We start from the raw sequence: 17321 nt of genomic DNA, 5'->3' as shown, positions 1-17321 counted from the left end.
GAAGGGCCCGGCCTGCGCTGTCCCGGCCTGCGCTGTCCCGGCCTAGACGTGCCAGCTCACCGTCCCGGTGGCCGTCGACAGGGCGACGAGCAGCACGAGGTCGAGCACGCCGAAGGCCAGTCCCAGCCAGGCCCGCAGCCGGCGGATCGTCCCGCGCCGGAGCGCCAGGACGCCGAACAGCAGCGCGCACGGGCCGAAGAAGACGTTGAAGATCAGCGTCCCCAGCAGGCCGCAGACGAACGAGGCCACGGCCATGCGGTCGGCCTGCGGGTGCGGACCGGTCTTCAACGGAATCCAGGTCGACGTCATCGGTGCGCCCCCTTCGACGTGGTCGTCGCCGTTGTCGCCTTACGGCGCTCGCGGACGAAGAACACCGCCAGCCACGCCGTGATCGCGATTCCGGCGACGACCGTGACGGCCGCGGGGACATGACCCGCGGTCCCCAGCAGTACGCCGAACAGGAAGAGTGCTACGACCAGGAAGAGCATGGTGTGCCTGTGCCTTTCCCTAGGGGCCGGCAGACGCACGGGGCGCTGCCGGCGCGGATGGGCACCGGCCGCTCCATTGCGGCGGTTTGCACGAACGCTGGTACCCGGAGACCGCCGAGAAAATCAGCTCGGCGCGGCCGAAACCGCCCTCTTCCCGGCCGCCCCCGGGGTCCTGGCCGGCCTTTCACCCCCACCCCCTGCCGACGCCCTTCCCGCCCTCGTCCGAGACGCCTAAGCGGTCTTTCACGGCGTCCGCCCGTACCGCCGGAACCGGGTCCCGGACGCCGCCGGACCTACGCTCACTGGAGCGGAACGAGCACCGGAAAACTGGCCGAAAGACGAACCGGAAGCACGGACCGAAATGACGGACCGGAATGGCCGAGGGGAAGGGGAGGGCGGGCGCATGGGGAAGGGCATGACGACCGGAAGCGGGGGCCCGGAAGGCGGGGAGCGGGAAGGCGGGGAACGGGAAAGCGGGGACGGCTTGCTGGACCGGCACATTCGTACCGTGGACGACGTACTCCTGCTGCTGGACGGGCTGTTCGCGCCCGAGGCCGACCGTTGGACGGCCGGTGCGGCCTCCTGGTGGGACGGCTTCTACGCCGACCGCTCCAAGCCGGTGCCGTTCTTCGTGGCGAAGCCCGACGAGAACCTGGTCTCCTATCTCGACCGCGGCCTGATCGCTCCGGGACGCGCGCTCGACCTGGGGTGCGGGCCGGGCCGTAACGCACTCCACCTCGCCGCCCGGGGCTTCGAGGTGGATGCGGTGGACCTGTCCCCGGCGGCCATCGCCTGGGCCGAGGACCGTGCGCGGGAGGCCGGGGCCGACATCACCTTCCGCTGCGGCGACGCCTTCACCGTCGTCGGAACCGACGACGGTGCACTCCGCGGCCCGTACGACCTGGTCTACGACTCCGGGTGCTTCCACCATCTGCCGCCGCACCGCCGCATCAGCTATCTCGCCCTGCTCGACCGCGCCCTGGCTCCTGGAGGCCATCTCGCGCTCACCTGTTTCGCGCCGGACGGAGAGCGGGGCGGATCCCGGCTCGGCGACGCCGATTTCTACCGCCGGGCCGCCGGCTTGCACGGCGGACTCGCCTACACCGCGGAGTCCCTGCGCCGGATCTTCGCCGATCTGACGGAGGTGGAACTCCGCCGCATGCGCGCGGAGCCGCCGGAGTCCCCGCACTTCGGCGAGCCCTTCCTCTGGACGGCACTGCTGCGGCGCGGCACCCGGGCCGTAACAGCCGCCCCCCTGGGCACGCAGGCCCGCTAACAGAGGCTCAGGATCGCCTCGGCGATGAACCCCGGTGCTTCACGGGGCGGGAAGTGGCCGATTCCGTCAAGGACTTGACGGGTGTAGCCGTCGGCGAACAGCTGCTGTTTGCCGGCGGTGGTGCCCAGGAGGTTGTCGGCATCGTCCGCGCCGTGCAGCACGATCGTCGGCACCCGGACCGGGGCCGGGGCGGCGAGGCGTTCCTCGACGGTGTCGTACGCCGGGTCCCCGGGCGCCTCGCCCCAGCGGTGGAGGTAGGCGTGCACGGTCACATCCGCCCAGTCGTCGTTGTCCCATGACGCGGCCGTCTCGTCGAACTCCTCCTGGGAGAAGTCCCAGCCCGGGGACCAGGCCGTCCACAGGTAGTGGCAGAAGGCACGCCGGTCCTGCACCATGGCCTTCCGGCCGCGGCCGGTGGCGACGAACCACTCGTACCAGTACGCCTGCGCCAGCTCGTAGGGGAGCGGTGCGTCCGGGCGGTGGGTCGCGTACCCGGCCGACATCGCCGCGATGGCCCGGACCCGCTCCGGCCAGAGCGCACCGACCACATACGCGGCGCGGGCGCCCCAGTCGTGCCCGGCCAGGACGGCGTCGCCGAGGTCCAGTGCATCGAGGAAGGCGCCGAGGTCGCTGCCGAGCGCCGCGATCTGTCCGCTGCGCGGCCGGGCCGGGTCGCGGAACCGGGTCGGTCCGAATCCCCGCAGATACGGGCGGTAGACGCGGCATCCGGCGGTGTGGAGGGCGGGAAGCACGCCGTCCCAGCAGTGGATGTCGTCCGGCCAGCCGTGCACCGCCACCACGGGGCGCCCGGTCTCGGGACCGCTGACGGCGTAGGCGGTGTCCAGGGTGGGCGTGCGTACGGTCCTGATGTCGAGCTCGGCCCCGGCTCCGCCCGCCGCTGCCGTCCCGGTCTCGCGTTCCGTCACCGATGGGCCTTCCGCAGGGTCGATTCGTCGCGTCATGGGGCGCGCCCCCTGCGACTGTGCCAAGCGGCACGGCTCCAACCCGTCATCGACACGCGCGGGCACGGCGGTGGCCCGGCGGAGGGGGAATCCGCCGGGCCACCGCCTCACACTCTGCGGGCTCTGCCCACCTCGCCGCCGCTGTCGCCGCCGAAGCGGCCGTGCGGCGCGGTCATCGCTCCATGGCGTCCCGGGCCTTCTCGCCGGCCTGACGCAGATCGCCCTTGGCCCGTTCGGCGCGGCCCTCCGCCGTCATGCGCTCGTTGCCCACGGCGCGGCCGACGGTTTCCTTCACCGCGCCCTTGACCTGCTCGGCCTTCGCGGAGGTCTTCTTGTCGCCAGTCATGGTCGTGCTCCCTTGCTGTTGAGCCGTTCCTTGACGAAGAGCCGTTTGCCCGGGACGCCCCCGCGCAAACACAGACATCGTTTTGCCCGTACGGGGCACATGTCCGTGGTCGTTCCACGACGGAAGACGCCCTACGGAGGGAGACGACACCACCGATGAGCGCGGACCGCGAGTTCGAGCACGACCACGAGCGTCACCACGACCAGGAGCGCCGCCGCGAGTACGAGCAGTGGCGGACCCGCACCGTCCGGTGCCCCGGTGACGTGCCCGTGACCACACCGCTGTCCTGGATGGCGGAGAAGCACTTCGCCCACGGGGAGCGGCTGGCCGACCGCCGGCTGCCCGCCGCCTACCGGGGTCCCGAGGAGCGGGGGGACGCCGGGGACGCGCTGGCGCAGCTCGCGCTCGGCGTCCGGATCGCCCGCGCCGTCGAGCAGTACCGCGCCGAGACCCTGCACGAGGCCCTCCAACTGGGCGCCACCTGGAGCCAGATCGCCGCCGCCCTCGATGTCGGCACCGACGAGGCGCGCGGCATCCTGCGCAGCCATGCAAACGGCCAGCTGCGGCTGTACGAGAGCGAGCACAGCGGGGGAGCCGGGCTGCTCGGCATGAACCCCGAGCAGCACCGGGCCGCCATGGCACTCACCGACCTGGGTGACGACGAACCCGCCCCCGCCACCGCCTCCGTGGCGTAGGCGATCACCCGGTGACCGTCATCGTCCGCTTCCCGTCACCGCCTCTTCCCAGTCGATGCGGTGGAAGTGGAGCGGGCGGAGCATCTGCTCGGGGGTGGGGAAGGCGGCCGCGGCCCCGAGGCCGGCCTTGCCGGCCTTGATCTCGTTGGCGGCGGCCGCGTTCCGCCCGATGGCCTCCACCCGCTCGCGGCGCAACCCGGCGTACGCGGTGAACGCCTCGGCGGGCGTGGGCAGATCGCGCAGGCAGCGGGCCAGTTCCACCGCGCTCTCGATGGCCAGCGAGGCGCCCTGGCCCGAGCTGGAGGACGGCGCGTGGGCCGCATCGCCCACCAGGACCATGCGGCCGCGGTGCCAGTGCGGCACCGACGGCATGCGTTCCATCCGGCCGACGGCCATCAGCCGGTCGGGGTCGGTGTGGTGCAGCAGCCGCTCGCCCGGGACGTGGCCCGCGAAGGCCGCGCGCAGCCGGGCCAGCCACTCGGCGGCCGGGACCCGCGCCAGGCCGGCCGGGTCGGGCGGCGTGTCGGTCGGCAGTCCGGCGAACCAGATCAGCTGTCCGTCAGGGCCGCGCCAGTGGCCGATGAAGGTACGGCCGAAGGCGAAGTACATCGTGCCGGGCTCGGCCTCGACCCCGCTGTCCGTGGCGTACCCGCCGAAGCTCAGCACACCGCCGTACTCCGGCCCGGGTGCGTGCGGGTCGATCAGGGTGCGGACGGTGGAGCGGATGCCGTCGGCGCCGACGAGGAGGTCGGCGGTCGCCGATGTTCCGTCGGAGAACCGGGCGGTGACACCGTCGGGGGTTTCCTCGGCGCTCACCAGCCGCTTGCCGTACGCGAACGAGATGCCTTCGTCGGCGGCGTGATCGGTCAACGCCCGGTAGAGCGCGGCGCGGGGCATGGCCAGGGTGGGGGGCAGCTCGGCGAAGCCGTCGAAGGCGGCGAAGCGGTGTCCGTCGCCGTCCGCCATGACCATCCCGGGCACCGGCTGTCCGAGGGCCTCCACCGCCTGCTCCGCGCCGACCGTCCGCAGCGCGGCGAGGCCGTTGGGGGCCAGGGCCAGCCAGGCGCCCACGCCGTCCGCGGCCGTGGGGTACGCCTCGTACACCGTGGCGGTGATGCCCGCCTTGCGCAGTGCGAGGGCGGTGACCGGCCCCGCCACCCCGCCCCCGATGACCAGCGCCGTCCGTACGGCGGCGCCACCGCGCCCGTCCTGAGTGCTGTGGAAGCTCATGTTCCCCTCCCGAGATTGCGCCCGCCGGACAGCGGGCTTCCGGGCTTCATAGTTGCACTGCACCTAGTCTCAATGCAACTAGTTCCGGCTCCACTAGGCTACCGGCATGACCGCTCCCGTGAAGAGCTCGCCGCTCGCCCTCACCGTCCTGGCGCTGCTGCACTACCGCCCGCTGCACCCGTACGGCATCCAGCAACTCATCAAGCAGTGGGGCAAGGAACAGGTGGTCAACGTCGGCCAGCGGGCCGGTCTGTACCGGACCATCGAGCGGTTGCACGCGGGCGGGCTGATCGCCGTCCGGCAGACCGAGCGCGACCAGCAGTACCCCGAGCGCACCGTCTACGAGGTCACGGACGAGGGCCGGGTGGTCGCCCGCGAGTGGCTGGACCAGATGCTGGCGGTCCCCAAGGGCGAGTTCCCCGTCTTCCCGGCCGCCCTGTCCAACCTGCCCATGCTCACCCCGGCCGAGGCGCTGGACGTGCTGGAGCGGCGCGCCGAACGCCTCGCGGCCCAGCGCGCCGACCTGGAGTCCCAACTGGCCGTCCACACCGGGGAGGGCGTCCCGCGCGTCACCCTCATCGAGCACGAATACCTGCTGGCCATGGTCGATGCCGAGGAACGCTGGGTCCGCGCGGTGACCGACGACCTGCGGGGCGGCGGACTGACCTGGTCCCCGGAGATGCTCGCCGCTTTCGACGAGCAGCAGAACTCGGGGGTACCGTCGGGCGGTTGAGCCGTAAGACCGACGGGATCGTCGGCCGTGGAGGTGGAGCGGGCATCGCGTGCTGCCGGAGGCGATGCTGACGGTGTCTCCCAACCGGTTCGACGTCGTCGACGCCCCTCAAGGCCCCGACCACCCGCGCACCCGCGCCACCCCCGAAGAGCCGGCCCGCCGGACGGAGAACAGGTGACCCCTCATTCCCTGGCGTTCTATCTGGACGTCGTGACGTCGGGAACGGTGCTCGGCGCGAAGCCGACGGATCAGCCCGACCGGGTGACCGAGATCCTGGGAACGGATTTCGCGGAGAACCGGTCCGGGCGTCACCACCTGTGGCGGGACTACGGCCTGGCGGAGTTCTTCTGGCAGCAAGAGCCCGTCAGCGGCCCGTGGGAGGGGCACCACTTCACCCTGCAGGTCCACCGGCTCGCCCGCGGAGGGAAGGTCGTCAACGGGGAGCTCCGGTCCAGGTACGGGCGGTTCGCCCGCCGACTGCGGTTCGGGAAACTGCAGCGGCTGCTGGAGAACCGCGGAACGGTGCTGCGGGAGCTTCCACCGGAGGATCCCTGCTACCGCCTCTTCTGGAACCCCGATTCCTGGACGTGCGTCACCGTGATCGGGGCCAAGGAGGAGTACCGGACGCCGGACGACCTGCGGGTCGGGGACGTCTACCGCATCACCGCGCCGATGACTCCGGAAGAGGTGGCGTGGCGGGCCGCGCGGTAGTGCCGGCGGTCTCGCGGTCGTAGGCCGCGACCGCGGCGCGGTCGACCTTGCCGTTGGTGTTGAGCGGGAGTTCGGCGAGGTGGGTGAAGGAGCCCGGGATCATGTAGACGGGCACCAGACGGCGCAGGAAGGCGGTCAGTTCGGCGGCCGTGGTGGGCTCGCCCGAGTAGTAGGCGACCAGGACGGAGTCCTCACCGGTCTCGCGGACCAGGGCGACCGCATCGCGTACGGCGGGGTGGCGGGCCAACGCCGCGTCCACGTCGCCGAGTTCGATGCGCTGGCCGCGGACCTTGACCTGATGGTCGAGACGGCTCAGGAACACCAGGGCGCCGTCCTCGACCCGCACCCGGTCGCCGGTCCGGTACCAGTGGTCCCGGGTCAGCGGCGCGGACCCGTCATGGATCACGGCGCGTTCGCCCGGGCGCCATTCCAGGAACCGGCCGATGTCGTCGGCCGGGTCCAGATAGCCGTCGAAGCGCTGACTGCCGCGAAGGCACAGCTCACCGGTCTCCGCGGGCTCGCCGGTCTCGTCGAGGACGATGTGCTCCAGGTGGTCCGGCACCCGGCCGATCGGCAGCGTCCCGTTGGAACCGGCCGGCCGCAGTGAGCTGCCGCTGCCCAGTTCGTGCGCGGTGGAGACGATCGCGACCTCGGTCGGACCGTACAGATTCCACAGCCGTGCGCCGGGCGCGGCCGCCGCCCACTGCTCGGCCTGCTCACTGAGCAGCCGTTCACCCCCGAACATCACCCCGGCCATCGTCGGCATCGAGTCCGGGACCAGCGCGTTCGTCCGGGCCGCGATGCTGCCCACGGACGGTACGCAGAACCACCGGGTGATCCGCTTGGCGCTGACGAAGGCCGACGGGCGCACCACGTCGTTCGGCCGCGGGACCACCAGCGCCGCGCCCACCGACCAGGTCGTGAACAGCTCCAGCACCGCCACGTCGAAGGAGAGCTCGACGTTCTGCGAGAGCCGGTCCTCGGGGCCGAAGCCGTGCTCCTCGACCAGCCACCGGAGGGTCGGCAGGACGTTGGCGTGCCGGATGGGAACGCCGCGCGGCCGGCCGGTCGACCCGGAGGTGTAGAGGACGTAGGCGATGTCCTGGGCGGAGAGGGGGGCGACGGGGGAGGGGAGCCCGCCCTCGGGGCCGTGCGTGCGCAGCCGGGTCAGCTCGGCGGCGGTGAGGGTGAGGAGGGGCGGAAGGGCGGTGGTGTCCTCCGCCGCCTGGGCGGTGAGGAGGTGGGCCGCCCGTGCGGAGTCCTCATCGGTGACGATGAGGTCCAGGTCCGTGGTGGCCGCGATGGCCAGGATGCGGGAGGCCGGGAAGGACGGGTTCAGCGGGACGACGGCGGCGCCGGCGCGCAGCGCCGCCAGATATCCGGCGTAGGCCGTCAGGGTCCGTGCGGCCAGCAGGCCGATCTTGGCGGGACGCCCCGTGTCGCGTGCCGTGGCCGCGGAGGTCATCCGCTGCGCCAGGCCGGCCGCCAGCCGGTCCAGTTCGGCGTAGGTGAGGACCTCGTCCCGCACCTCCAGCGCGATCCGCTCCGGATACCGTGCGGCGCTCGCGGTGAAGAGCTCGAAGAGGGTGCGGGGCGGCCGGTGGGGCGTCGTGGGGGAGGGGGCGGCGGAGGTCATGGGAGGTTCCTGTTCGTCGGCCGGGGTTCCGAGGGGCGGGGCGGGGACGGGAGGAGCACGGCGGTCGTCATACCAGCTCCTCGATGGTCCGCCACACCTCCGACCAGTGGTCCGTCAGATACATGTGGCCGCCGGGGAACTCCTTGGTGCGGAAGGCGGCCGAGGTGAACGCCGACCAGTCCCGCCACTCGTCGACCGGCGCCAGATGGTCGGCGTCACCGCGGAGGGCGGTGAGCGGCAACGGCAGCGGGGCGAGCGTCGCGGGGGAGTAGTCGGCCAGCAGGTCCACGTCGGCGCGCATCGCCGGGAGCAGCAGCGACCGGGCCAGGGGATCGGCGAAGATCTCGATCTCGCGGCCCGCGATGGCGGCGGCCTGGGCGGCCGCCACCTCGTCGTCGGGGTCGAGCCGCTCGGCCTGGCGATGCCGCGGGCTGGTCGAACCGCTCACCACGAGGTGGGAGGGGAGCGGACCCCCGGTCAACACCAGGTGCTGGACGGCCTCGTAGGCCAGGATCGCGCCGAAGCTGTGCCCGAAGACGACGAACGGCTCCTTGCCGGCCGCCGCCCGGAAGCGCTCGGCGGTGCCCGCCGCGGCCTCGGCCATCGTCCGGTAGAACGGCTTGTTGAACTCCTCCTCGCGGCCCGGCACCTGCACGGGTACCGCGCGCAGCACGTCGGACTCCCGGCGCCGCCAGGGACGGTAGACACCGGCTCCCGCTCCGGCGTAGGGCAGGCACATCAGCGTGGTCGTCATCGGGGACCTTCCGGAACGAGGGGGTGCGGTGCGGCGGATTCGGGGGCCAGCAGGCCGAGTTGGGTGCGGAAGGCGTCCGTCAGATCGGCGAGGCGGGGCGCCCAGGCGCCGGTCGTCGGCGCCTGGACCACGCACTTCAGGGTCCCGTCGGGCAGCTCGCACACCTGCAGCTGGACCTCGGCGACCGCGCCGACCGGCGGGACGGGGACGGTGTGCATCCGCACCGGGCCCGCCGGGTGCTCGACCCGGCGCCAGCTCTCGAAGGCGAACACCGCCTGGAACACCGGCATCCGGCGGCCCGCGACGGTCCGGGCGGCCCGCACGATCTCGTCACAGGGGAGCGCGGACCCCAGGATGGTCTCGCGGACCGAGGCCCAGACCCGTTCGACCACGCCAGGCGCGGACAGCTCCGGCATCCGGACCGGCACGGTGTTGATCAGACAGCCGAGTTCGTCCTCCTGCCCACCGGAACGGGCGACCACCGGAGTGCCCACGCAGAAGTCCGCACCCCCGGTGATCCCGGCCAGCGCCCGCCCGAACGCGGCCAGCAGCACCACGAACGGGGAGCAGGCGCAGCGCCGGGCCTCGGCGCACACCGCCTGCCAGACGGCGGGCGGGCAGGCGGTCCGCCGCTCGGCGAGGCCGGCCCGGGCCAGGGCGCGCTGGCCCGGTGCCGGTCCGTCGTCGGGCACGGGCAGGTCGGCCGCGCCCGCCAGCACGGTCCGCCAGTGCGCGGCGAGTTCGGCACGCTGGGCGGGAGCGGGCTCCACGGGCGCCGGCCGCTCCCGCACCGACAGGTCCGGCGCCCCGCCCTCGACGGCCCGGCCGTACGCCCGGGCCAGATCGGTGGCGAACACCTCCTGGGAGAGGCCGTCGAAGGCGATGTGGTGCACGGCGAGGAAGACCGTGGCGCCCGCGTCGTCCGGGGCGATCGCGGCGCGGTGCACCCGGCCCGCGGCGATGTCGAAGGTGTCCGCACCGAGCAGCGCGGCGGCCGCGTCCGCGAACCCGGTGCCGGCGGCCAGCCGCAGCGGCGGTTCGGCGACCGGCTCGGCGAGGACCGTGCGCACCAGCTGGCCCCGCTCGATGACGAAGGCGGTGCGCAGCGCCTCATGACGGCGGGCCACCGCGGCCAGCGCCGCGGCGAGCGCGGCCGGATCCACCGGGCCGTCGGCGCGGACCTCCGCCAGCACCCAGTTGGCGGGGCTCGCCGGGGCGATCTGCTCACCGAGCCAGAACTGCCGCTCCGGTGCGGAGGCGGGCTGCACCCGCCGGGCCGTGCGCTCAGTCACGGGCCAGCTCCTTGTCCGAGCCTGCCGCGCCGTCACCGTCGGTGTCCCCGGCCGGCTCCGTCAGGTTGTCCATCTCCCGCAGCGCACGGTTCCGCAGCGACACCAGGACCAGCACGACGTAGGTCGCCCCGAAGGCCAGCAGGGTCCAGCGCAGCCCGATGCCGTGGATCGCCCAGCCGGCCACCAGGATGCCGACCGGCGCGGCGCTCATCGCGACGGCGGAGGTGAGCGCGAACACCCGCCCGAACAGGGCCTGCGGCACCTTGTTGAGCATCACGGTCGACAGCACCGGGTTGAGCGGTCCGGCGGCCAGCCCCAGCAGGAACGAGATCGCGATGGACAGCACCGCGCCCGGCTGCCCGCCCAGGGCCAGCCGCAGCGCCCCGATGACCAGGAAAGCGCCCAGCAGCGTCCAACGGCGGCTGGTCAGCAGCCGCTTGCTGGCGGGGCCGTAGAGGAACGTGCCGGCCACCGCGCCGCAGCCGGAGGCGGCCACCAGCCAGCCGAGGTACTGGCCGCCGCCCAGCACCTGGTCCGAGTAGACCGGCAGGATCACCGGTGTGAAGGCGTCGTCGAGGAAGTTGGTGACGAAGACGAACGAGGTCATCGCGCCGATCACCGGCAGCTGCCGGACCAGCCGGAGGCCCTCGGTGAGCTGCCGGACGAAGCCCTGCCGCTCGGCGGCCGGCGCCACCGGCCCGCCCGGCACGGCCACCCCGACCAGCAGCGCGGAGAACAGGAAGGTCGCGGAGTCCACGTACATGCCGATCACGGGACCGGACACGGCCGCGAGCAGACCGCCGAGCGGTGCCCCGACCAGCAGACCGAGCCGCGGGGCGCCCTGCATCCAGGAGTTGGCGCTCTCCAGCCGCACTCCGGCCCGGTCGGAAAGCCCCTTGAGCAGGCTCTGCCGGGCGGCACCGGTCGGGGTCGAGCCCAGGCTGCGCACGAACAGCAGACCCATCAGCACCGGCAGGGCGAGCCCCACCGTGTCGTTGAGCAGCGGGATCAGCCCGATGACGGTACCCGCGAGCAGATCGCAGAGCACGCTCATCCGCTTGCCGCCGATGCGGTCGATCCAGACCCCGCCGACCGCGCCCGCGAAGATCAACGGCAGCGTGTTGGCGAAACCCGCCAGACCGGTCGAGACGGAACTGCCGGTGACCCCGAGCACGTACAGCGGGATGGTCACCACCGTCACCGCGTTGCCGAACGACGACAGGTAATGGGCCAGCAGCAGGACCACCAGTGGCCGACGTGCCGGCGCCGCGGCGCCGGGCCCAGGGGGCGAGGTCATACGTTCTCCTGTTCCGCGCGGCGGGTGCTGGCGAAGAGCTGCTCCAGGTACTCCTCCGACACCCCGGCCCGCCCCGGGACCTCGGAGTCCGCGAGGGGGGGCGGCGCCAGTGGATTGCCGCGGTGCAGCAGCAGTTCGGTGAGGGCGGAGAGGGTGGTGTGCTCGGTGATGTCCCGGGGCCCGGCGGTGAAGCCCCGCGCCGTCAGCAGCCGGGCGAGCCGCACGGCCAGCAGAGGCGTGCCGCCCCGGCCGGCGAACGCGTCCTGCGGCTTTGCGGAGGGCACGTCCAGCGCCTCGCACCACGCCGCGGTCACCAGCTCGGCGGCGCGGCCGGCCGGGCTGCCCAGCGGGGTGTCGGGGGCGGTGGCGAAGACCTCGACCAGCTGCAGCAGCCGCCGGGCCAGCCGGTCGATGGTCTCCGGCTCGAAGAGCGCGGTCCGGTACTCGAACCGCCCGTAGACCAGGTCGCCCAGATGCCACCAGGCGACCGTCGCGTCCATCGACGAGATGCCCTCGGGCACCGCGTTGGCGTAGACGGTGGCGCCGGGCACCGAGTACGACACCGTCTCGGCGAGGTCGAGATGGACCAGCATGGTCCGCAGCAGCGGATAACTGTGCACGGTCCGCTCGGGGGCGACGGCCCGGACGATCTCGCCGAACGGCGTCTCGTGGTGCTCGGCGACGGCGGCCCCGGCGGCCTGGGTGGCGGCCATGAAGTCGTACGGGGTGGGCTGCTCGGGCAGTCGGATCCGCAGCGGCACGTTGGTGAGCAGAAAGCCGACCAGGTCCTGGACCGCCGGGTCGCTGCGGGTCACGCTGGGCACCCCCAGGAGGATGTCCCGCTCACCGCTCTCCTCGTACAGCAGCGCCGCGTAGACCGCGGCCATCGCGTTGGCGACCGTGCTGCGGGCCTGTTTGGCGCGGGCGATGAAGGCGGCTGCGGTCCCCTCGTCCAGGACGAAGTTGTACTGGCGCCCGGTGCGGTCCTCGGTGTCGTCGGAGTGGTCGTACGGCAGCAGCGGCCGGTCCGGCAGGTCCGCCAGGTAGCTGCGCCAGAACGCCCGGTGGCGCTCGCCGTGCTCGCTGTCGAAGTACTCCCGCTGCCACTGCGCATAGTCACCGAACTGCACCGGAAGGGCGGGCAGTCGGGGCTCGCGCCCCTCCCGGACCGCCCGGTAGACCTCCAGCAGCTCGCTGTTGAGCCGCACGTAGGACCACTGGTCGGTGAAGGAGTGCGGCATGGTCTGCACGATCTGGTGGTCACCGCCGCCGAGGTCGGCCACCCCGATCCGCAGCACCGGGTCACGGGACAGGTCGAACGGGCGCCGGACCTGCTGCCGGATGAACTCCGCGCGGCGCCGCTCCCGTTCGCCGTCCGGGCCGGCCGACAGGTCGGTGAAGGTCAGATCGCCGCCCCGGTCCGGGTGCAGCCGCAGCACCGGCCGGCTGCCGTCCGTCTCGATGGCCGAGCGCAGCAGCTCGTGCCGGCCCACCACGACGGCCACCGCCTCGGTGAAGGCCTCCCGGTCGAACTCCCCGAGGAAGCGCAGCCCGAACCCCAGGGTGTAGGTCGTGGTGCCGGGATAGAGCTGGTCGAGGATCCACAGCCGTTCCTGGTCCATGCCCACGGGGAAGGTGTCCCGCGGCCCGGGCCGGGGCCGGAGCGGACGCTTGCCGGAGCGCTGCTGCGACAGCTTGGCCAGGAGGGCGGCCCGCTTCTCGGGGTCCAGTGCGGCGAGCCGGGCCGCGAGCGCCGACTCGGTCCCGCTCATCGGGCACGCTCCGCGGGGAGGCAGCCGAACAGTGCCGGCAGCGCGGCCAGTACGTCGTCCGTGGGCAGCCCGAAGTCCACCAGGAACCCGACCTCGTCCACGCCCGCCGTACGCAGCAGACCGAGCACCTCCGCGGCCTTGCCGGGCGGGCCCAGCAGCGAAGGACCCTGCAGGAAGTTGAGGTAGGCGCTCTCCAGCAGCACCGTCTCGTCCTCGTCCGGCGCGGTCGTCTGACTGCGGTAGGCGCGCAGATAGCCGTGCATCGCGGGACGCAGATGGTCCTCCAGATCGGGCCGGTCGCTGACATAGGCGTGCACCATGACCACCACATCACCGTCCCCGGGGTGCCCGGCCTGCCGCCAGGCCGCGCGGTAGCGGGCGATGTTCTCCCGCAGCACCGGCAGCGTCTGGCCGAGCAGCGCGGTCATCACGCCGCAGCCGGCCCGCCCGGCCGCTTCGAAGGTCTCGCCGTGGCCGGCCGAGGTGAGCCAGACCGGAAGCTCCGGCTGCACCGGGCGCGGGCCGGTGCGGACCTCGGCGGTGCCCCCTGCCGTGGTCGGGTGGCTCAGCGCCTCCCCCCGCCAGTGCGCCCGCACCTGCTCGATGATCCGCAGGGTGTCCGCGCGCCGCTCGGCGTAGTCCGTGCGGGCCAGCACGAAGTCGTCCGGATGCCAGCCGCTGGCGAACGAGATACCGGCCCGGCCGTCCGACAGGTTGTCGACCACCGCCCAGTCCTCGGCGATCCGGGCCGGGTGGTGCAGCGGCGCGGCCACGCTGCCGGCCCGGATCCGCAGCCGCTCGGTGCGCACGGCGACCGCGGCGGCCAGCACCGACGGGTTCGGCGAGTGCCCGCCGAAGTCCACGAAGTGCCGCTCCGGCAGCCAGACGGCGTGCAGCCCGGCCGCGTCCGCCTGCTCGGCCGCGGCGAGGACGAAGCGGTAGTACTCGCGGGCGGAGACCGTGTCCGCGGTGGCGAAGAAATACAGGCTCTGCCGGGCGGGCGCGCCGCCGTCCGCCACGTCCGCGGGCGGGGTGCCGGTGCGGGCGGCCCGGCGCCGCATCTCCTGGCCGAGGGCGCGGCGCTGTTCCGGCGTCAGGGCCGCCAGCCGCTGGGAGAGGTCGCTCACTGGACACCCTCGATCTCGTCGAGCAGCCGCAGGAGTTCGGCGTCGTCCCGCCCGGCGGCGAGCTCCTCGGCCCGGCGGATGAAGGAGCCGAGATCGGAGTGCTCGTAGAGGTCGCCGAGCGCGACGCCGAGCAGCAGCGTGTCGTTGACCACCGTGAGCAGCTGCGCGGCCTGGAGCGATGTGCCGCCGAGGGTGAAGAAGTTGTCCGACGGGCCGAGCGGTTCGCCGCCGAACGCCTCCTGCCAGATGGCGGTGATCGTGGAGGCGAGGTCGCTGCCGGTCCCTTCGGTGTCGTCCACCGGAGCCGAAGGTTCCGGTGGCGGTGCCGGCTCGCTGCGGACCGCGGCAGCGGCGGCGGGCCGTTCGTGCGGCAGGGCCCCCGGTGTCGCCTCGATCCAGTGCCGGGTGTCCGCGAACGGGTAACGCGGCAGCGGAACGGGGGAGGTGACGTGGGGCAGGCCGAAGTCCACCGGGCAGCCGGCCGCCCACAGCCGCGCCAGCGCGTCCTCGTGGGCCTGCGCCTCGTCCGCACCGGAGTGCCCGAGCAGCTCGATGATGTGCGGCGGGTGCACCATGCCCAGCAGGCGGGCGGTCTGCCGTACGGGGTTGGTCAGTGCCCGGCCGCCGTGGATGCCGACGACCGCGGCGGGGCGGCCCGCCAGCAGCGTCCGGACACCGTCGGCCAGCCGCACGGTCCCCCGCAACTGCCCCGCCCAGTAGGCGGGGTCGGTGGCCTGCTCGGCGGTCAGCTCCGCGCCGGTGCGGTTGGAGAGGACGGTCAGCCGGGGCGCCGACAGCGGCACGTTTTGCAGGAACTCCCCGAACCGGGCGGCGGCCTCCTCCATCGCGCGGGAGTGGAAGGCGTGTGCGGTCTCCAGCCGTCGCGCGGTGAGCCCGCGCCCGGCGCAGCGCCGCTCCAGTTCGGTGACCGTGTCCGGGTCGCCGCCGAGCACCGTCGTCTCGGGGCCGTTGACGCCGCAGACGTCGGCGGGCAGCCCGGCGGCGAGTTCGCGGGCGGCCTCCTCGTCCAGCGGAACGGCGAGCATCGCCCCGGCCGGGGCCCGGCCCATCAGCTCCCCGCGCCGGACGACCGCCGCCGCCGCGTCCTCGACGCCGAACACCCCGGCGTAGGCGGCCGCCGTCAGCTCGCCGACGCTGTGGCCGAGCAGCGTGCCCGGCCGGACGCCGCGGCGTTCCAGCCGCCACAGGTGCGCCAGACCGACCACGAAGAGCAGCGGCTGCACCACCGCGGTGTCCAGCAGCCGCGGGTCGTCGCCCGCCCACGTCTCGAAGCCGCGCAGCTCGGGGCCGCCGGCCCGCAGCACCGCGGCGTACAGCCGGTCGAGGTCCTCGCCGAAGCGGGGGTCGTCGGCGGCCGACGCACCGGTACCCGTCAGGCGGGTGCCCTGCCCGGGGAGCATCACGGCCACCGGGGCGTCCGCCACGGCCGGTGGCGTGTCGGCCCGCTTCGCGGTCTCCAGCAGCCACTGCCGCAGCCGTTCGCGGGCGGCGGCCGGGTCGGTGGGCAGGGCGACGGCCGCCCGGTGGGCGAGTTGGCGCCGGCCGTGCCACAGGGTGCCGAGCACGCCGGGGAGGGCGGCCCGCGCGCCGGGGCCGTCGAGCCAGTCGGCCAGGTCCGCGGCCTTGTCGCGCAGGGCCTGCGGGGTCGCGGCCGAGAGCACGGCGACCGGCGGCCGGACGTCCTGGGCGGCGGCGGGTTCCGGTACCGGGTCGGCCGGGGCGACGATCACATGCGCGTTGGTGCCGCCGAAGCCGAAGGAGCTGACCGCGGCCCGGCGCGGGACCTCGGCGCTCCAGGTCGCGGCCGTTCGCGGCAGGAAGAACCGGGCCGCGCCGAGGTCGGCGTCCGGGCCGTCGCCCGGCTGGGAGGCGACCGGCAGGAGCATGTCGTGCTGGAGCGCCAGCACCGTCTTGATCAGGCCGAGTACCCCGGCCGCGCTGTCGGTGTGGCCGATGTTCGGCTTCACCGTGCCGATGGCGCAGCGCGGGGCGGCGGTGCCGGTGCCGTAGACCTCGGCCAGCGCCGCCAGTTCGACCTGGTCGCCGAGGACGGTCCCGGTGCCGTGCGCCTCGATGTAGCCGATGTCAGCGGGGGAGAGCCCGGAGACCTCCAGGGCCTCGCGGAGCACCTCGGCCTGGCCGCGCGGACTGGGCGCGGTCATGCCCATCCGGTCGGCGCCGTCGTTGTTGACCGCGCTGCCGATGATGTGCGCACGGGCCCGGCCGGGGCCGTCGGCGAGGTCGGCCGACCGGCGCAGCACCACGATCCCCGCGCCGCTCGACGGGACCGTGCCCCGGCTGCCCACGGTGAAGCTGCGGCAGCGGCCGTCGGGCGCGTAGATGCCGCCCTCGGGCCCGTCGTGCTCGGGCCGCTCGACCGGGAAGACGGTGATCCCGCCGGCGACCGCCGTATCGCATTCGTAGGTGAGCAGGCTGCGCACCGCCTGGTGGACGGCGACCAGGGAGGTGGAGCAGGCCGTCTGCACGGTCATGCTCGGGCCGGTGAAGCCGAGCCGGTAGGAAAGCGCGGTGGCGAGGAAGTCGCGGGAGTTGCCAAGCATGATCTGCTCGGTGCCGTGGGCCCGGACGGTCCGCTCGTCCGGCAGGACGTTGCGGTGCAGGTAGATGTCGGGGCCGCCGCCGAGGAAGACGCCGACCCGGTTGCCGGCGCGCTGGGTGTCCAGGCAGGCGTCCTCCATGGCCTCCCAGACCAGTTCGGCGATCACCCGGTGCTGGGGGTCCGTCAGCGCCGCGTGGGCGGGGGCCATGCCGAACAGCTCGGCGTCGAACTCGGCGAACCGGTCGATCTGCCCGCTGAGCAGTCTGCCGTTGCCGGCCCGTTCCCCCCTGGCCGCCGGCAGCGCGACCTCGCCCTGTGCGAGTCGGGAGAGGAAGGTCTCCGGGTCCGATGCGCCGGGGGCCCGCAGGGACAGGCCCACCACGGCCACGGCGTTGTCCAGCTCCGTCATGCCGGTTCTCCT

General features: G+C 73.7%; 17 protein-coding genes. 5 read left to right on the top strand and 12 right to left on the bottom strand.

The features are described from left to right. Nucleotides 1-42 precede the first annotated feature (42 nt). Both AB0G35_RS15900 and AB0G35_RS15895 read right to left on the bottom strand, forming a co-directional pair. Nucleotides 43-309, bottom strand: coding sequence for a DUF4190 domain-containing protein (locus AB0G35_RS15900; RefSeq protein ID WP_360948887.1), 267 nt, complete (start codon nt 307-309; stop codon nt 43-45). Beyond that, nucleotides 306-488 (bottom strand): hypothetical protein, encoded by a 183-nt coding sequence (locus AB0G35_RS15895; RefSeq protein WP_360948885.1) that lies wholly within the window; start codon nt 486-488, stop codon nt 306-308. The genes AB0G35_RS15900 and AB0G35_RS15895 overlap by 4 nt, the downstream gene beginning before the upstream one ends. A gap of 487 nt (nt 489-975) precedes the next feature. Between AB0G35_RS15895 and AB0G35_RS15890 the strand changes: the two genes are divergently transcribed. After that, the gene (locus AB0G35_RS15890; protein WP_360948953.1) at nt 976-1764 is read left to right on the top strand and encodes a class I SAM-dependent methyltransferase; all 789 of its coding nucleotides are present in this window, start codon (nt 976-978) and stop codon (nt 1762-1764) included. Here the strand turns inward: AB0G35_RS15890 and AB0G35_RS15885 are convergent. Together AB0G35_RS15885 and AB0G35_RS15880 are read right to left on the bottom strand one after the other, a co-directional pair. Further along, entirely contained in the window at nt 1761-2726 is a 966-nt protein-coding gene (locus AB0G35_RS15885; protein WP_360948883.1) for an alpha/beta hydrolase, read from the bottom strand. The genes AB0G35_RS15890 and AB0G35_RS15885 overlap by 4 nt on opposite strands. 172 nt (nt 2727-2898) lie before the next feature. Beyond that, nucleotides 2899-3072: a CsbD family protein gene (locus AB0G35_RS15880; RefSeq protein ID WP_360948881.1), complete on the bottom strand. Its 174-nt coding sequence runs from the start codon at nt 3070-3072 to the stop codon at nt 2899-2901. A 155-nt stretch (nt 3073-3227) separates the two neighbouring features. Between AB0G35_RS15880 and AB0G35_RS15875 the strand changes: the two genes are divergently transcribed. Continuing rightward, nucleotides 3228-3767, top strand: coding sequence for a hypothetical protein (locus AB0G35_RS15875; protein ID WP_360948879.1), 540 nt, complete (start codon nt 3228-3230; stop codon nt 3765-3767). Between the two features lie 18 nt (nt 3768-3785). Here the strand turns inward: AB0G35_RS15875 and AB0G35_RS15870 are convergent, their stop codons facing one another. Continuing rightward, nucleotides 3786-4997, bottom strand: a complete 1212-nt coding sequence (locus AB0G35_RS15870; RefSeq protein WP_360948877.1) for an FAD-dependent monooxygenase — start codon at nt 4995-4997, stop codon at nt 3786-3788. Nucleotides 4998-5103: 106 nt separating this feature from the next. On the opposite strand from AB0G35_RS15870, the gene AB0G35_RS15865 reads away from it, so the two are divergent. From AB0G35_RS15865 to AB0G35_RS15855, 3 genes are read left to right on the top strand one after another with little or no spacing between them, the layout of a single operon-like run. Beyond that, nucleotides 5104-5730 carry a PadR family transcriptional regulator gene (locus AB0G35_RS15865; protein ID WP_360948875.1) on the top strand — a complete coding sequence of 209 codons (627 nt, stop codon included), beginning with the start codon at nt 5104-5106 and terminating at the stop codon, nt 5728-5730. 49 nt (nt 5731-5779) lie between these two features. Continuing rightward, on the top strand, nt 5780-5908 hold the full coding sequence (locus tag AB0G35_RS15860; RefSeq protein ID WP_360948873.1) for a hypothetical protein: 129 nt from the start codon (nt 5780-5782) through the stop codon (nt 5906-5908). Next, on the top strand, nt 5905-6441 hold the full coding sequence (locus tag AB0G35_RS15855; protein WP_360948871.1) for a hypothetical protein: 537 nt from the start codon (nt 5905-5907) through the stop codon (nt 6439-6441). Before AB0G35_RS15860 ends, AB0G35_RS15855 begins: the two co-directional genes overlap by 4 nt. On the opposite strand, the gene AB0G35_RS15850 is transcribed toward AB0G35_RS15855, so the two are convergent. The 7 genes from AB0G35_RS15850 to AB0G35_RS15820 form a co-directional block, all read right to left on the bottom strand. Then, a complete protein-coding gene (locus AB0G35_RS15850) occupies nt 6392-8077 on the bottom strand; it encodes an amino acid adenylation domain-containing protein (protein ID WP_360948869.1) in 1686 nt (561 codons plus the stop codon). The genes AB0G35_RS15855 and AB0G35_RS15850 overlap by 50 nt on opposite strands. 67 nt (nt 8078-8144) lie before the next feature. After that, nucleotides 8145-8831: an alpha/beta fold hydrolase gene (locus AB0G35_RS15845; protein ID WP_360948867.1), complete on the bottom strand. Its 687-nt coding sequence runs from the start codon at nt 8829-8831 to the stop codon at nt 8145-8147. After that, nucleotides 8828-10123 (bottom strand): condensation domain-containing protein, encoded by a 1296-nt coding sequence (locus AB0G35_RS15840; RefSeq protein ID WP_360948865.1) that lies wholly within the window; start codon nt 10121-10123, stop codon nt 8828-8830. The genes AB0G35_RS15845 and AB0G35_RS15840 overlap by 4 nt, the downstream gene beginning before the upstream one ends. Further along, on the bottom strand, nt 10116-11420 hold the full coding sequence (locus AB0G35_RS15835; protein WP_360948863.1) for an MFS transporter: 1305 nt from the start codon (nt 11418-11420) through the stop codon (nt 10116-10118). Before AB0G35_RS15835 ends, AB0G35_RS15840 begins: the two co-directional genes overlap by 8 nt. Then, nucleotides 11417-13192 carry a condensation domain-containing protein gene (locus AB0G35_RS15830; protein WP_360948861.1) on the bottom strand — a complete coding sequence of 592 codons (1776 nt, stop codon included), beginning with the start codon at nt 13190-13192 and terminating at the stop codon, nt 11417-11419. Before AB0G35_RS15830 ends, AB0G35_RS15835 begins: the two co-directional genes overlap by 4 nt. Beyond that, nucleotides 13189-14319, bottom strand: a complete 1131-nt coding sequence (locus tag AB0G35_RS15825) for a MupA/Atu3671 family FMN-dependent luciferase-like monooxygenase (RefSeq protein ID WP_360948859.1) — start codon at nt 14317-14319, stop codon at nt 13189-13191. The genes AB0G35_RS15830 and AB0G35_RS15825 overlap by 4 nt, the downstream gene beginning before the upstream one ends. Beyond that, a complete protein-coding gene (locus AB0G35_RS15820; protein ID WP_360948857.1) occupies nt 14316-17309 on the bottom strand; it encodes a beta-ketoacyl synthase N-terminal-like domain-containing protein in 2994 nt (997 codons plus the stop codon). The genes AB0G35_RS15825 and AB0G35_RS15820 overlap by 4 nt, the downstream gene beginning before the upstream one ends. Between the last annotated feature and the right edge of the window lie 12 nt (nt 17310-17321).

The sequence above is a fragment of the Streptomyces sp. NPDC021749 genome, from assembly GCF_040640655.1.
Taxonomy (GTDB): domain Bacteria; phylum Actinomycetota; class Actinomycetes; order Streptomycetales; family Streptomycetaceae; genus Streptomyces.
This window is presented reverse-complemented; position numbering and strand designations above follow the sequence as displayed.